This is a genomic window from Nocardioides turkmenicus (assembly GCF_011045035.1).
GTDB classification, from domain to species: Bacteria; Actinomycetota; Actinomycetes; order Propionibacteriales; family Nocardioidaceae; genus Nocardioides; species Nocardioides turkmenicus.
In genome coordinates, this window is sequence record NZ_JAALAA010000001.1 from 133205 (window position 1) to 147504 (window position 14300).

At 71.7% G+C, this 14300-nt stretch carries 12 protein-coding genes and 1 pseudogene; 2 read left to right on the top strand and 11 right to left on the bottom strand.

Annotation, left to right across the window (positions count from 1 at the left end; translation table 11 throughout):
• Window positions 1-18: 18 nt before the first annotated feature.
• From G5C66_RS25685 to G5C66_RS00710, 5 genes and pseudogenes are all read right to left on the bottom strand, one after another.
• Window positions 19-495, bottom strand: a pseudogene (locus tag G5C66_RS25685) (O-acetyl-ADP-ribose deacetylase); the annotation flags it as partial.
• On the bottom strand, window positions 492-2960 hold the full coding sequence (locus G5C66_RS00695; RefSeq protein WP_165108715.1) for an AMP-binding protein: 2469 nt from the start codon (window positions 2958-2960) through the stop codon (window positions 492-494). The pseudogene G5C66_RS25685 and the gene G5C66_RS00695, both read right to left, overlap by 4 nt.
• Complete coding sequence (locus G5C66_RS00700; protein WP_165108717.1) at window positions 2957-3991, bottom strand: ABC transporter ATP-binding protein; 1035 nt, start codon at window positions 3989-3991, stop codon at window positions 2957-2959. Before G5C66_RS00700 ends, G5C66_RS00695 begins: the two co-directional genes overlap by 4 nt.
• Window positions 3988-5529 (bottom strand): ABC transporter permease, encoded by a 1542-nt coding sequence (locus tag G5C66_RS00705; protein ID WP_338144020.1) that lies wholly within the window; start codon window positions 5527-5529, stop codon window positions 3988-3990. Before G5C66_RS00705 ends, G5C66_RS00700 begins: the two co-directional genes overlap by 4 nt.
• Window positions 5530-5534: 5 nt before the next feature.
• On the bottom strand, window positions 5535-6545 hold the full coding sequence (locus G5C66_RS00710; protein WP_165108720.1) for an iron ABC transporter substrate-binding protein: 1011 nt from the start codon (window positions 6543-6545) through the stop codon (window positions 5535-5537).
• A gap of 203 nt (window positions 6546-6748) precedes the next feature.
• Here G5C66_RS00710 and G5C66_RS00715 point away from each other — a divergent pair, with 203 nt between their 5' ends.
• Window positions 6749-8140: a purine-cytosine permease family protein gene (locus G5C66_RS00715; protein ID WP_165108722.1), complete on the top strand. Its 1392-nt coding sequence runs from the start codon at window positions 6749-6751 to the stop codon at window positions 8138-8140.
• Between the two features lie 40 nt (window positions 8141-8180).
• Here the strand turns inward: G5C66_RS00715 and G5C66_RS00720 are convergent, their stop codons facing one another.
• Genes G5C66_RS00720 through G5C66_RS00740 form a run of 6 tightly spaced genes read right to left on the bottom strand, consistent with a single transcriptional unit; the run spans window position 8181 to window position 12858 of the window.
• The gene (locus G5C66_RS00720) at window positions 8181-9098 is read right to left on the bottom strand and encodes a LysR family transcriptional regulator (protein ID WP_165108724.1); all 918 of its coding nucleotides are present in this window, start codon (window positions 9096-9098) and stop codon (window positions 8181-8183) included.
• Between the two features lie 20 nt (window positions 9099-9118).
• On the bottom strand, window positions 9119-10177 hold the full coding sequence (locus G5C66_RS26325; protein ID WP_338144021.1) for a lyase family protein: 1059 nt from the start codon (window positions 10175-10177) through the stop codon (window positions 9119-9121).
• Window positions 10174-10575 carry a lyase family protein gene (locus G5C66_RS27115; protein ID WP_277602061.1) on the bottom strand — a complete coding sequence of 134 codons (402 nt, stop codon included), beginning with the start codon at window positions 10573-10575 and terminating at the stop codon, window positions 10174-10176. The genes G5C66_RS26325 and G5C66_RS27115 overlap by 4 nt, the downstream gene beginning before the upstream one ends.
• Entirely contained in the window at window positions 10572-11738 is a 1167-nt protein-coding gene (locus G5C66_RS00730) for a M20 family metallopeptidase (protein WP_165108726.1), read from the bottom strand. The genes G5C66_RS27115 and G5C66_RS00730 overlap by 4 nt, the downstream gene beginning before the upstream one ends.
• 5 nt (window positions 11739-11743) lie before the next feature.
• Window positions 11744-12412, bottom strand: a complete 669-nt coding sequence (locus G5C66_RS00735; protein ID WP_165108728.1) for a DUF1028 domain-containing protein — start codon at window positions 12410-12412, stop codon at window positions 11744-11746.
• Entirely contained in the window at window positions 12409-12858 is a 450-nt protein-coding gene (locus G5C66_RS00740; protein ID WP_338144022.1) for a RidA family protein, read from the bottom strand. The genes G5C66_RS00735 and G5C66_RS00740 overlap by 4 nt, the downstream gene beginning before the upstream one ends.
• 169 nt (window positions 12859-13027) lie before the next feature.
• Here G5C66_RS00740 and G5C66_RS00745 point away from each other — a divergent pair, with 169 nt between their 5' ends.
• Entirely contained in the window at window positions 13028-14287 is a 1260-nt protein-coding gene (locus G5C66_RS00745) for a flavin-containing monooxygenase (RefSeq protein ID WP_165108730.1), read from the top strand.
• Window positions 14288-14300 lie beyond the last annotated feature (13 nt).

The window sequence follows — 14300 nt, forward strand, 5'->3', positions numbered from 1 at the left end:
ACGGTCGAAGGCGTCGTACGCCTTCTGGTCGAAGAGCACCACGCGGGCCTCGTCGACTGAGGTCGGGGTCCGGGCGAGGGTCCACAGCGAGACGTACGCGGCCTCCTCGAGCGGGTAGCGGTAGACGCCGGTCGAGATAGCCGGGAACGCGACGGTGCGCGCACCGAGCTCGTCGGCGACCCGGAGCGCCTCTCGGAAGCACGAGGCCAGCGGACCGATATTGTCGTGGCCCTCGCCGAACACGGGGCCGACCGTGTGGATCACCCACCGCGCGGGCAGGTTCCCCGCGGTCGTCGCGACGGCCTGCCCGACGGGAAGCCCACCACCGAGGTGCCCCACCCGCAGCCGTCGGCACTCCTCGAGGATCGCCGGGCCGCCGCGCCGGTGGATCGCCCCGTCCACCCCTCCCCCGCCCAGCAGAGACGAGTTGGCGGCGTTGACGATCGCGTCGACCTGCTGCTCGGTGATGTCCCCGCGTACGACCGTGATCCTCACGCGGTCAATCTAGCGACCCGGGCGCGGCTCACCCAGGCCGCCGGACCGAGCGCGACGGCCACTCCTGCAGCAAGGGAGGCGAGGACGCCGAGCCACCCCAGTCCCGCGGCCTCGAGCCCCGGGTAGACCTGCCAGTGGACGAGGTAGATCCACAGCGACGACGCGGCGAGCACCGCGGTCACCCGGGCCAGCGGCCACGGCACCTGGGCGGGCCACGGGATCAGCAGGACGAGGATGCCGAGGGCGACGGTGGCCTCACGGACCGGGTCGCCGAAGAAGCCGTACGTCCCCACCACAACCATCACCGCGACGAGGAAACGCTGCCACGGCCGTTGCGCCTCGGCCGCGGCCCATCCCAGCGCGAGGCACCACAGGACGCAGCCGATCGTGTAGCGCTCGGTGGCGCCGGCCTCGAGGCCGACCCACAGATACCGCACCGCCAGGGTCGCACCCACCACCGCGACCGCCGCACCGAAGCGATGGCGTCGCTGCCATCGGTCGAGGACCGGCACCAGCAGCAGGACGGCGAGCCCGGCGAAGGACCAGGTGATGACCTCGAGGAACCACAGCTGCCAGTCGCGGGTCCACTCGTCGCTGCCGAGCGCCTGGTTGAGCCCGAGCGCGGTCGGCCAGTGGTAACGGTCGCTGACCAGAGCCACCGCGGCGACCCAGAGGCCGGCCGGGAGCGCGACCGCGGCCGCACCCCGCAGCAGCCGACGGGCGCGCAGAACCCGGGTCGGAGCGGTGAGCCCGAACCGGGCGAGGTTGAAGCCGGCCACCGCGAGCAGGATGTGCGCGCCGCCCAGCAGCGTCCACACATCCGCATGGCTGCCGACGATGGCCACGATGGCCACGGCGCGCAGCAGGACCGGGATCTCGACTGGCCGCAGCCAGCGTCGCGGGCTCCGCGCGCTCGCGGCGAGCTCGGTGATGCTCCGGTGCTGCCAGCCGGTCGGCAGGGTGCCGAGCCGCTCGCCGAGCTGGGTCGCGATCTCGACGAAGGAGAGCGAGTCGCCGCCGAGCGAGACGAAGCTGTCGGCCACGGTCGCGTCGGGGCGCCCCAGCACGGCGGCATAGACCGTACGCAGCGCCTCGGCGTCCGTGCCTGCGGCCAGCCCCTCGACCGCCGGTCCGGCAGGCGGGCCGGCGTCGGCGACGCTCGCCCAGGCGTTGAGCGTGGCGTAGTCGACCTTCCCGTTCGGCGTACGCGGCACCTCGTCGATCCGGTGGACCTGGACCGCCGCGCGTGGCAGCGCCACGATGCCACCGACGCGCTCCGGCAGCCCGGCGACGGACCCGGGATCGGTGGTGAACAGGTGCAGGCGGCCACCCGGCGCGACGGCACGCACTCCCCCGGACAAGAGCTCTGACTCGATCCGATCGAGGTCGAGACGCAGCCCGAGGACCTTGCCGAACCGGCTGCGCCGGCCGGTGATCTCCCACAGCCCGTCGTCGGCCTGCCGGGCGAGGTCGCCGGTGCGGAGCTCAGTGAGCTCGGGACCGCGGGCGAGGTCGCCGACGCTCTCGGCATACCCCATCATCACGTTCGGCCCGCTGTAGACCAGCTCGCCGATGCCCTCCCCCACGCCGTCGACGGGATCGAGGCGGAAGTGACCGCCGGGGATCGGGATGCCGATCGCCTCGGGCCGGCTCGCGGCGAGGTCCGGCGGGAGGTAGGCCATCCGGGCGGTGGCTTCGGTCTGGCCGTACATCACGACCAGGTCCCATCCGCGGGACGCGCCAAGCGCGGCGTAGCGACGGACTGTCTCGGGCGGCATCTTGCCGCCGGCCTGGGTGATGTAGCGCAGCGACGGCAGCGAGCGCTCGGCGAAGCCCGAGGTGTCGAGCAGGTCGAAGGTGTAGGGCACCCCGGCGAACGAGGTGGCGCCGTTGCGGGCGGCGACCTCCCAGAAGCACTCGTCGGCGACCGAGAGGTCGGTGAGGATCACCGCAGCCCCGGCGCTGAGGTGGGAGTTGAGCACCGAGAGGCCGTAGCAGTAGTGGAGCGGCAGCGAGGTCATCGCCCGGTCGGCGGAGGTGAGCCCGAGGTAGGCGGCGATGCTGGCCGCGTTGGCGGCCAGGTTGTCCCGCGAGAGCCGGACCAGCTTCGGCGACCCGGTCGAGCCCGAGGTCGACAGCAGCAGGGCGAGGTCCGGGTGGAGCACCGCCGAGCCCTCGAACGCGGCCCGGTAGCGCGCCCGGAGCTCACCGAGGTCGCTGCCGGGCGGCGTCAGCAGCACCGGCCGTCGAGCGGCGAGCGCGGCCAGGTAGCCGACCACCGAGTCCAGGTCGTTGCCGGCCTCGAGCAGCACGACCCCGCGCGTGACACCGTACGCAGCCACGCGGTCCGTCACCGCCTGCTCCAGCTCGGCGTAGGTCAGCGTCGCCTCGGCCGTGATCACCGCCGGATCCCCCGGCCTACCGTTGAGGAGCAGATGCGCGCCGGTCGCGATCGTGGAGCTCATCGCAGATCCCCGGCGTAGCCGACCAGCGGCCCGACGACCTCGAGCGCGACCGTGGTCCCGATGTCGGGGATCCCGGTGCCGGCGACGCGGGCGGTGACGTGTACGTCATCGCTCAGCCGCACCCGGATGGTGGCGTCGTGACCGAAGAAGGAGACCTCCTCGACGACGCCCTTGGTGCCCGAGGTGGCGTCGGCCGAGACCTGCACCTGCTCGGCGCGGACGACCAGCGTCACCGGCCCGGCGGGCTGCGGCGCGGTGAGCGCGACCTCGCCGAACGGCGAGTCGACCCTGCCATCGGGCCCCGCCTCGCCGGGCAGCAACGTCGCCGAGCCGAGGAACGCGGCGACGCCGGGATGCTCCGGGGTCAGGTAGACGTCCACCGCGGAGCCGACCTGGAGGAACCGCCCGGAGGCCATCACGGCCACCTGGTCGGCCAACGAGAGCGCCTCGCCCTGGTCGTGGGTGACCAGCAGCGCTGCCGCGCCGGCCGTACGCAGCGCCCGCACGACGGCGCGACCGGACTCCTCGCGCAGCCCCGCGTCCAGCGAGGAGAACGGCTCGTCGAGGAGCACCAGACCCGGCCGGGGCGCGAGCGCACGAGCGACCGCGACCCGCTGCTGCTGGCCGCCGGAGAGCTCGTGGGGATGGCGCTCGGCGAGCTCGCCCGGCAGTTCGAGCAGCCGAAGCAGCTCAGCCACACGATCCTGTCGCTCCGGGCGCCCGACGGAACGGCCCAGCCCGAACGCGATGTTGCCGCCGACATCGAGATGCGGGAAGAGCGCGCCCTCCTGCGGGACGTACCCGATCCCCCGCCGGCGCGGCGCCAGCCCGACCACCGAGCGGCCGGCGATCCTGATCTCGCCGGCGGTCGGCGTGATGAACCCGGCCACGCACCGCAGCAGCGTCGTCTTGCCGCAGCCGGAAGCACCGAGCACGGCGGTCACACCGTCCTCGACGGTCAGGTCGAGGCCGTCGAGCACCTCGCGCCGACCGTGGCCGGCGCGCAGCCCGCTCACCTGAAGCGCAGTCATCGGGCCTCCCCTCTCGAGGAGCGCCCCAGCAGCACCGTCGCCGGCACCGCGAGCAGCACCAGCGCCAGCGCGTAGGGCGCCGCGGCCCCGTAGGCGACCGCCGACGCCTCGCTCCAGAACTCGGTGGCCAGGGTCGTGGTCCCGATCGGGGCCAGCAGCAGGGTGGCGGTCAGCTCGGTCGAGACCGCGAGCGCGACCAGCGCGGTGGCCGTGACCAGCCCCGGCAGGAGCAGCGGCAGCGTGACCCGCCGCATCGCCCCGGCCCGGCTCTGCCCCAGGGTCAGCGCGACCTCCTCCAGCCGCGGCGGCACCAGCTCCAGCACCCCGCGGACCGCGACGAGCGCCCGCGGCAGGAAGAGGATGACATACGCCGCCACGAGCAGCGGCAGGGTCTGGTAGAGCCCCGGCAGCCAGCTGATCGCGACCGTGACCAGGGCCAGCGCAACCACGACGCCCGGCAGCGCACTGGTCGTGTACGCCGCCCGTTCGACGCCGAGCGACCAGCTGGAACGGCGGCGCACCGCCTGCCAGACGACCGGAAGAGCCGCAGCGGTCGCGACCAGCCCGGCGACGGCGGCGAGGCCGATGCTGGTGCCGGCGGCCGGGAGCATCCGGGCCAGGTCGAGCTCGGCCGAGGCACCCTTCACCAGCCAGCGCACCAGGCTGGCCGCGGGGAGGCCGACGGCCAGCGCCACGAAGAACCCGAGCCCCAGCACGACGGGCGCGGTCCAGCGGCCGAGCCGGGTCCTCGGCGCGGGGCGGGCGGTACCGCTGCCGACCCGCGCCCGGTGGGCCGGCCCGCGGGCCAGCATCTCCAGGGCGAGCAGCCCGAGGCAGGCCAGCAGCAGCACGCTGGCCAGCAGGGTCGCGGCCGGACCGTTGAAGGCCGTGCCGTACTGCTGCAGGATCGCGGTCGTCAGCGTCGGGTAGTTGAGCAGCTGCAGGGCGCCGTACTCGGCCAGCAGGTGCAGCCCGACCAGCAGTGCGCCGCCGAGGACGGCCGGGGCGAGGGCGGGCAGGACGACGCGCGTGAAGACCTCCCGCGGCCGCCGCCCGAGCGCCGCCGCGACCTCTTCGAGCGAGGGGTCGAGGCGCCTCAGCGCGGCCACCGTCGGCAGGTAGACCAGCGGGTAGTAGGACAGCGAGACGACCAGCACCGTCCCGGGATAGGACTGCACCGCGTGGGTGGTCGCCACCCAGGCGTAGCCGTTGACGAAGGCCGGGATGGCCAGCGGCGCGCACAGCGCCCCGTGCCACCACCCGGCCAGGGGCAGGGAGGTCCGCTCGACCACCCACGCCCCGCAGACCCCGAACACCACGGAGAGGACGACCCCACCGACCATCAGCCGGCCGGTGTTCCACAGCAGCTCACCGATCCGGGGCCGGACGAGGAAGTCGTACGCCTCGTCCGGTCCGACCGACGCGGCCGACCACAGGACGTACCCGACCGGCACCAGGCAGGCGGCGACGATCGCGCCGGCCAGCGCCGGGACCAGCCACCGCCCGTACCGGACGGTGTCCAACGTGCCGAGATGCACGCTGCTCAGAGGAAACCGACTTCCGTCATCATGTCGACCACCGCGGCGCTGTCGAGGTCGGAGACCGCCACAGCGGGCGGCGCGAGCTCGGAGAACTTCTTGACCGGCGGGTCGAGCTGGACCTCGGGGTTGAGCGGGTACTCCAGCGCGTAGCTGTCGGCCAGGCCCTGCTGGCCGGTCTTGCCGGTGAGGTAGCCGACGAACTTCTCGGCGTCGGACTTGTGCTTGGCGTTGGCCAGCACGCCCGCGCCGGAGACGCTCACGAAGGCGCCGGGGTCCTGGTTGCCGAAGAAGTGGAGCTTCGAGTTGTCGCTGACCTCGCCGGCCTCGGCCTGGTCGCGGTACCAGTAGTAGTGGTAGATGATCCCGACCGGCGACTCGCCCGCGTTGACGGACTCGAGCACGACGTTGTTGCCGTCGTAGACGGTGCCGTTGGCCTTGAGACCCTCGAGCCACGTCCTGGTGGCCTCCTCGCCCTGGGTCGCCAGCACCCCCGCGACGATCGCCTGGAAGTCAGCACCGGTCGGCGAGAAGGAGACCTTGCCCTTCCACTCCGGCTTCGCCAGGTCGAGCATCGAGGCGGGCAGCTCGGCCTCGGTGATCTGGTCGGTGTTGTAGACCAGCACGGTGGAGCGGGCCACGAACCCGGTCCAGGCGTTGCTCGTCGGCCGGTACTGCTCCGGGATCGGCGCGGTGACATCCTCCGGCAGCTTCGCCAGCAGTCCCTCGCGCTCGACCGCGGCCATCGCCGGTGAGTTCTCGGTGAGGAAGACGTCGGCCGGTGACTTCTTGCCCTCGGCCACGAGCTGGGCGGCCAGCTCGAGGTCCTTGCCGTTGCGGAGCTCGACGTCGATACCGGTCTCCTTCTCGAAGGCCGGCACCAGCTCCTCCATGAGCTGCTCGTGCTGGGCGTTGTAGACGACCAGCGCGTCGTCGGAGGAGCAGGAGGTGAGCGTTGCCCCGAGCAGGGCAACCGAGACCGAGACCACAACAGCGGAGAGAGGCTTCACGGCCATCCTTTCATTTGGTAAGGCTGACCTTAGAAAGGTTTACCTAAGAAAGCGAGCACGGGTATGCGGGACACTCGGCTCATGCCTGGCGCCGAGCCGGCCGTGCATCGGTTTTGCCGATGCCTTACCCCAAAAGGATTCGTTTGCCAGAGGAACCTGGTGGTCACGACCATGGGTGGTGCGCCTCACACCCATTGGGAGAATGAAAAATGCCAGACCAGCCAGTCGTCGAGAAGCACACCATCGGCTACATCCCACCCGAGGACCGCCACGGCAAGGTGCGCGACCTCTTCACCCTGTGGTTCGGGACGAACATCGCTCCCCTGCCCGTCGTCACCGGTGCCGCCGGAGTCACCGTCTTCGGCCTCGACCTCTTCTGGTGCGTCGTCGCGATCATCGTCGGCCACCTCGTGGGTGGCGTCTTCATGGCACTGCACTCGGCACAGGGCCCGCAGATGGGCATCCCGCAGATGATCCAGAGCCGCGGCCAGTTCGGCTCGTACGGCGCACTGATCGTCGTGGTGATCGCAGCCGTGATGTACCTGGCGTTCTTCGCCTCCAACATCGTCCTGGCCGGCCAGTCGCTGCACGGCATCGCCGAGCCCATCCCGGTGGAAGCCGGCATCGTCATCGGCGCGCTCGGCTCCGGCCTGATCGCGGTGATCGGCTACAAGGTCATCCACTCGCTCAACAAGATCGCCACCTGGGTCCTCGGCATCGGCATCGTGCTGGGCACCATCGCCATCTTCGTCTCCGGCCTGCCCGCCGGCTTCTGGACGCAGGGCGGCTACAGCACCGCCGGCTTCCTCGCCACGGTCTCGCTGGGTGCGCTGTGGCAGATCGCGTTCGCCCCGTACGTCTCGGACTACTCGCGCTACCTGCCCGCCGGCGTCGGGGTGAAGGCGACCTTCTACGCCACCTACCTCGGCTGCACCCTGGGCTCGATCCTGCCGTTCACCTTCGGCGCGATCGTCGCGCTGGCGATGAAGCCGGGCATCGAGGTCATGACCGGCGTCCGCGACACCACCGGGGCCTTCGGCACCCCGCTGCTGATCCTGTTCCTCCTGTCGGTGATCAGCCACAACGCACTCAACCTCTACGGCACCGTGCTCTCGGTGATCACCTGCGTGCAGACCTTCGTCGCCACCTGGATCCCGACGGCTCGCAGCCGCGTGGTGCTCTCGCTCGTGGTGATGGCCGCCTCGACGTACTTCGCCATCGGCGTCTCCGGCAACTTCATCTCGCACTTCGTCGACATCGTGCTCGCGCTGCTCGTCGTGCTGGTCCCGTGGACCGCGATCAACCTGATCGACTTCTACCTGATCCACCGCGGCAACTACGACCTCGACTCGATCTTCGCGGCCGACGGCGGCATCTACGGCCGGTTCAACGGCCAGGCGATCCTCGCTTACGTGATCGGCATCATCGTGCAGATCCCGTTCATGGCGACGCCGCTCTACACCGGTCCGGTCGCGGACAAGCTCAACGGCGCCGACCTGAGCTGGATCCTGGGCCTGGTCGCGACCGCGCCGATCTACTACCTGCTGGCGCGCGGCCGCAAGCTCGCTCCCAGCGAGGTGGCGCTCGCCCCGCAGGCCTGAGCCACCCACCACTCCCCCGGCCGTCGGCGGGAAGGTCGCGTCAGCGGCCTTCCCGCCGACGTGCTGCACGGCCCGAGGAGCGGACGAACGCCTGGGCGCGGGCGGTGAGGCGCACGCCCTTCATCGAGGCCAGCACGACCTCGAGAGGCTCGACCGGATCGCTGATCTCCAGGGTCACGATCTCGGCACCGTCGTACGTCGTGGAGCTGGCCGGACGCTGGTTGAGCACCGACCAGCCCTGGCCGTTGGCGACCATCGCGCGGACGGTCTCGAAGCCGGCGCTGCGGTGGCGGATCTCGGGGCGGAACCCGGCCGACTCGACCAGCCGCTCGAAGTACTGGCCGCTGTGGGGCAGGTCGAGCAGCACCATCGGCTCCTTCTCGAGCTCGGCGAGGGCGATCTTCTTCCGGCGGGCCAGCCGGTGGCCCTTGCCGACGAGGACGTACGGCGCCGCGACGCCGACCCGGACGTGGTCGATGTCGTCGTCGAGGTCGTAGCCGTACATCAGCGCCAGCTCGCAGCGGCCCGAGCGAAGCGCGTGCTTGAGCGCGGCGTGCTCGTCCTCGAGGACGGAGACGTGGATACCGGGGTGCTCCTGCTCGCAGGCGGCCAGCAGCCGGGGCAGCTCGAACGGGCCCAGGGTGGTGAAGCAGCCGATGGTGAGGTCGCCGACGAGCGCCTGGCCCGCGGAGCGCGCGACCTCGACCAGCTCGCTGGTGTGCACCAGGTAGCTGCGCAGCTCGCGGTAGAACTCCTCGCCGGCGGCCGTCAACGTCAGGCCGCGCGCGTGGTGGCGGAGGAGGAGCTGGACGCCGAGCTCTTTCTCGAGCTGCGCCACGGCCGTCGAGACGGCCGACTGCGAGACCACCAGCTGCCGTGACGCGGCGGTCATGGAGCCCAGCTCCGCAGCTGCCGCGAAGTAGCGCAGCTGGGTCAGGGTGAAGGACGGCTCGGCCATGCGAGCCATCCTGCCCGACGTCACTCTCGTTTCGCCCCGTCGACACCGTTGGCGCCGTCGAAGCCGGTCGCGTCGAGGTTGGCGAGCGTCTCGGGGCGCAGCAGCGCGTCGAGGACCGCCGGGTCGAGTCCGCCGGTCGCCAGCGCGAGGTCCCGCACCGCTCCGGCGCCGCCGAGGGCCGCCTTGGCGATCTCCGCGGACCTCGCATAGCCGAGCAGCGGGGTCAGCGCGGTCGCGAGGCCGGCGTTGGTGGCGGCAGCGGCAGCGAGCTTGGCCGCGTCCACGGTGATCCCGTCGACGCACGTCTCCCGCAGCGAGTCGAAGGCCGCGGCGGTCCAGGTGAAGCCCTGGAGCAGGCCGTGCGCCATCACCGGCTCGAAGGCGTTGAGCTGGAGCTGGCCACCCTCGGCCGCCATGGTGACGGTGAGGTCGTTGCCGATCACCCAGAAGGCGACCTGGTTGACCATCTCCGGGATGACCGGGTTGACCTTGCCGGGCATGATGCTCGACCCGGCCTGGCGGGCGGGGAGCCGGAGCTCGCCGAGGCCGGCCTGCGGTCCGGAGGCGAGCAGCCGGAGGTCGTTGCAGATCTTGGAGGCCTTGACGACGATCCGCTTCAGCACGCTGGAGACCTGCACGAACGCGCCGGTGTCGCTGGTCGCCTCGACCAGGTCACCGGCCCCGACCACCGGCAGGCCGGTGATCTCGGCGAGGTGGCGGACCGCGAGCCGGCGGTAGTCGGGGTGGGCAGTGATCCCGGTGCCGATCGCGGTGGCGCCGAGGTTGATCTCGCACAGCAGCGTGCGTGAGTCGGCCAGCCGGGCCAGCTCCTCGCGCAGCGTGGTCGCGAAGGCACCGAGCTCCTGGCCGACCGTCATCGGGACGGCGTCCTGGAGCTGCGTAGGTCCGATCTTGGGGACGGCGCGGAACTCGGTCGCCTTGCGGGCGAAGGAGTCGGCGAGGGCCTCCGTCGACTCGACCAGGCGGTCGATCGCGCCGACGAGCGCGAGCCGGACCGCGGTCGGGTAGACGTCGTTGGTGGACTGGCAGCGGTTCACGTGGTCCAGCGGGTGGATCACGTCGTAGCTGCCGAACGCAGGCCGAGGATCTCGAGCGCCCGGTTGGCGACGACCTCGTTGGCGTTCATGTTGGTCGAGGTGCCGGCGCCGCCCTGGATCACGTCGACGACGAACTGGTCGTCGAGCACCCCGTCACGTACGTCCTGGGCAGCCGCGGCGATGGCGCTGTGGCGGCGGTCGTCGAGCAGGCCGAGGTCGTGGTTGGCACGGGCCGCGGCGAGCTTGACCGCGCCGAGAGCGGCGACGAGCGAGCGATGGCTCCCGACCGGTGTGCCGCTGACCGGGAAGTTCCGCAGCGCGCGAGCGGTGTGGACGCCCCAGTAGGCGGTGGCCGGGACCTCGAACGCGCCGAGCGAGTCGTGCTCGGTGCGGGTGGACGGGGCATCGACGGCGGTCATCGGGCGGTCATCTCGACAGGCTCGATACAACGCGCCTCGTCGGCGACGTCGAGCGCGGTCCAGGCCAGCGCGGTCGCGGCGTCGAGGAGCGCCTTCTCGGCGTCCCCGCCGACGCAGTGCGCGGCGAACTCGGGCTGGTGGTTGAGGGCGGTGCCGGAGTTGATGCCGACGTAGGGGTGGATCGCGTTCACGACCTGGGAGACGTTGCCCATGTCGGTCGAGGCCCGGTTCATCCGGCGCGCCGGCGATCCGTCGTCGAAGACCCGGCCGATCTCCTCGGCGTTGCGCCGGTACGCCGCCAGCGCGGGCGCGAACGTGCGGAACTCGGCGTACGGTTTGCTCTCCGGCTCGACCGTGAACGTCGCGCCGGTGGCGAGGGCGCCGGCCTCGAAGCAGCGCCAGACCTTCTCCTCGGCCTCGGCGAGCTGGGCGAGGCTCTCGGCGCGGACGTACCAACGGCCCTCGGTGCGCGCGGGGATGGCGTTGGGCGCCTCTCCCCCATTGGTCATCACGCCGTGCACGCGCACCGTCGGCGGCAGCTGCTGGCGGAGCAGGCCGATCGCGACCTGGGCGATGGTGAAGGCGTCGGCGGCATTGACACCCTGCTCGGGGTAGGCCGCGGCGTGGGCGGCCTTGCCTCGGTATTCGACGTGCGAGTGCGAGACCGCGAACGGCTCGGCCTCGGCCACGTCGACGGGCGCCGGGTGGGCCATCATCGCCAGGTCGAGCCCGGCGAAGGCGCCGCGTTCGAGCAGCTCGATCTTGCCACCGCCGCCCTCCTCGGCGGGGGTGCCGTAGACCTCGATCGTCAGGCCGGCCGCGTCGGCCAGGGGCGCGAGCGCACGGGCGGCGCCGACGGCGATCGCGGAGATCAGGTTGTGGCCGCAGGCGTGGCCGAGACCGGGGAGCGCGTCGTACTCGGCACACAGGCCGAGCCGGAACGGACCGCTGCCGAAACTCGCCTGGAAGGCGGTCTCCAGGCCGAGGTAGGCCGGGGTCACGGTGAACCCGGCCTCCTCGAGCGACTCCGCGACCCAGCGCGAGGAGCGGTGCTCCTCCCAGGCGGTCTCGGGGTGGGCGTGCAGCTGCTCGGAGAGCCGGATGAGCCGCCCGGCGTCGCTGCTGACGGTCGCGGCGGCGTCCTGCTTCGCGGTGGTGGCCATCGAGGTCACTCGTCTCCGGGCACGCCGTAGGACGGTGCGGCGGTGGGGTCGAGACCGCGGGTGACGTAGTCGTCGCGCTGTGGCAGCCAGACCTTCAGCAGGTCGCGGAGCTCCTCGATCGGGCGCTCGCTCCAGTCGACGCGGAGGTCGGTCACCCGCCAGGCGACGTCGCGTACGACCGACAGGCCCGCCGAGTGCAGCGGTCCGGCCTCGCCGCCCGCGGCCAGCCCGGCCTCGAGCGCGGCGAGCAGCCGCTCCTCGAGCTCTCCGGTCGCGGCCTCGAAGCCCGCGACGACGGCGTCGACGACCTCGGTGCCGGACAGCAGGTTGCCGGCAGCGACGACCCGCGGAGCGACGACGTGGTGGTGCACGCCGAGCGAGCCCGACCCGCTGTACGCCGCACCGGCCCCGTCGAGACCGAGCACGGTCAGCTGGCGGTGGTCGATGTGCTCGCGGCCCTGGGTGACTGCGGCCAGCGCCGCCCGGGCGTCGAGCCCGGAGGCGAGCGCGTCGAGCAGCTCGGTGCCGAGGCGCGGGTCGGTGATGTTCTGCGAGGAGGCGCCGCCGACGCCGGGGCGCAGGTGGATGCAGCGCGCGGCGACAGCCGGGCTGGAGGAGGTCACGGCGATGCCGACGGCGCCGTTGCCGTCGGTGGCGAGGACGGAGAAGGTCACTTCGACGCCTCCGGGATGACCGCGATCGCGTCGACCTCGACCAGCCACTCCGGGCGGGCCAGGGCGGAGATCACCAGGCCGGTCGAGATCGGGTGCACGCCCTTCGTCCAGCGGCCGATGGTGCGGTAGACGACCTCGCGGTAGCGCGGGTCGACGATGTAGATGGTGAGCTTGACCAGGTGCTCCATCTCGGCACCGGCCTCTTCGAGCAGCATCTTGATGTTGGCCATCGCCTGCTCGGTCTGCGCCTCGACGTCGCCGATGCCCACCGACTCGCTGGTGTCCAGGTTCTGCCCGATCTGGCCCCGCACGTAGACGGTGTTGCCCGCGACGACGGCCTGGCACAGGTCGTTGTCGAGGTTCTGCTCGGGGTAGGTGACGCTCGTGTTGAACGGGCGGATCCGGGTGTGTCCGCCGACGACGATGCTGCTCTTCTTGGTCTCCACGACGTCCAGTTCACCTCGTCCCGGAGCATGTGTCCAACAGATGTTTCCAACGACTATCGTCAATGAAACAGATGCAACGGCGGCGGCGACTCCTGCATCAACTGATCCGATGGATAAGGCCAACAACATCTGTTGGACATGCGCAGGGCCGCACCTCAGGATTTCGGGTATGGCAAACGAAGACATCGAGGTCCTCGTCGTCGGCGCAGGTCAGGCCGGGGTGGCGATGAGCGAGCACCTGAGCGACAACGGCGTACCCCACCTCGTGCTGGAGCGCGACCGGATCGCCGAGCGCTGGCGCACGATGCGCTGGGACTCGCTCGTCGCGAACGGCCCGGCCTGGCACGACCGGTTCCCGGGCCTGGAGTTCCAGGACGTCGACGCGGACGCGTTCGCCACCAAGGACCAGGTCGCGGCCTACTTCGAGGCGTACGCCGAGAAGATCGCCGCCCCGATCCGGACCGGCGTCGAGGTCACCTCGGTGACCCGCAACGAGGGTCGTCCGGGCTTCCGGGTCGAGACCTCCGACGGCGTCATCGACGCCCGGTTCGTCGTCGCCGCCACCGGCCCGTTCCAGAAGCCGGTCTACCCGCCGATCGTCCCCGACGGTGCGGTCCGTCGGCAGCTGCACTCGAGCGAATACCGCAACCCCGACCAGCTCCCCGAGGGCAACGTCCTGGTCGTCGGCACCGGCTCCTCCGGCGTCCAGATCGCCGACGAGCTGCAGCGCTCCGGCCGCCAGGTCTACCTCTCCGTCGGCCCGCACGACCGTCCCCCGCGCAGCTACCGCGGCCGCGACTTCTGCTGGTGGCTCGGCGTCCTCGGCCTGTGGGACCTGGAGACCCCGGCCGCCGGCGCCGAGCACGTCACCATCGCCGTCAGCGGCGCCCGCGGCGGCCACACCGTCGACTTCCGCACGCTCGAGGCCGGCGGGATCCAGCTCGTCGGCATGACCGACCGGTTCGACGCCGGCACGCTCACCTTCCGCGAGGACCTGGCCGAGAACATCGCCCGAGGCGACGCCAGCTACCTCGCCCTCCTCGACGCCGCAGACCAGTACGTCGCTCGCAACGGCATCGATCTCCCCGAGGAGCCCTCGGCCCGCAATCTCGGCCCGATCCCCTCGGCTGCGACCACGCCAGTCCTCTCCGTCGACCTGGCCGAGGCCGGCATCACCACGGTGATCTGGGCGACCGGCTTCGCGACCGACTACGGCTGGCTGAAGGTCGACGCCCTCGACGAGAACGGCCGCCCGGCCCACCGCCGCGGCGTCTCCACCGAGCCCGGCGTCTATTTCGTCGGACTCCCCTGGCTCTCCCGCCGTGGCTCGAGCTTCATCTGGGGCGTCTGGCACGACGCCAAGCACGTCGCCGGCCACATCGCGACGCAGCGGAGCTACGCGGCGTACGACCGTCAGGCGCGCGGCTGATCAAGGGCGCACA

What these genes read in the sequence shown, in the direction of transcription:
- G5C66_RS00695 (WP_165108715.1), bottom strand. Translation starts at nt 2,960, where the DNA reads ATGAGCTCCACGATCGCGACCGGCGCGCATCTGCTCCTCAACGGTAGG.
- G5C66_RS00700 (WP_165108717.1), bottom strand. Translation starts at nt 3,991, where the DNA reads ATGACTGCGCTTCAGGTGAGCGGGCTGCGCGCCGGCCACGGTCGGCGC.
- G5C66_RS00710 (WP_165108720.1), bottom strand. Translation starts at nt 6,545, where the DNA reads ATGGCCGTGAAGCCTCTCTCCGCTGTTGTGGTCTCGGTCTCGGTTGCC.
- G5C66_RS00715 (WP_165108722.1), top strand. Translation starts at nt 6,749, where the DNA reads ATGCCAGACCAGCCAGTCGTCGAGAAGCACACCATCGGCTACATCCCA.
- G5C66_RS00720 (WP_165108724.1), bottom strand. Translation starts at nt 9,098, where the DNA reads ATGGCCGAGCCGTCCTTCACCCTGACCCAGCTGCGCTACTTCGCGGCA.
- G5C66_RS27115 (WP_277602061.1), bottom strand. Translation starts at nt 10,575, where the DNA reads ATGACCGCCGTCGATGCCCCGTCCACCCGCACCGAGCACGACTCGCTC.
- G5C66_RS00730 (WP_165108726.1), bottom strand. Translation starts at nt 11,738, where the DNA reads ATGGCCACCACCGCGAAGCAGGACGCCGCCGCGACCGTCAGCAGCGAC.
- G5C66_RS00745 (WP_165108730.1), top strand. Translation starts at nt 13,028, where the DNA reads ATGGCAAACGAAGACATCGAGGTCCTCGTCGTCGGCGCAGGTCAGGCC.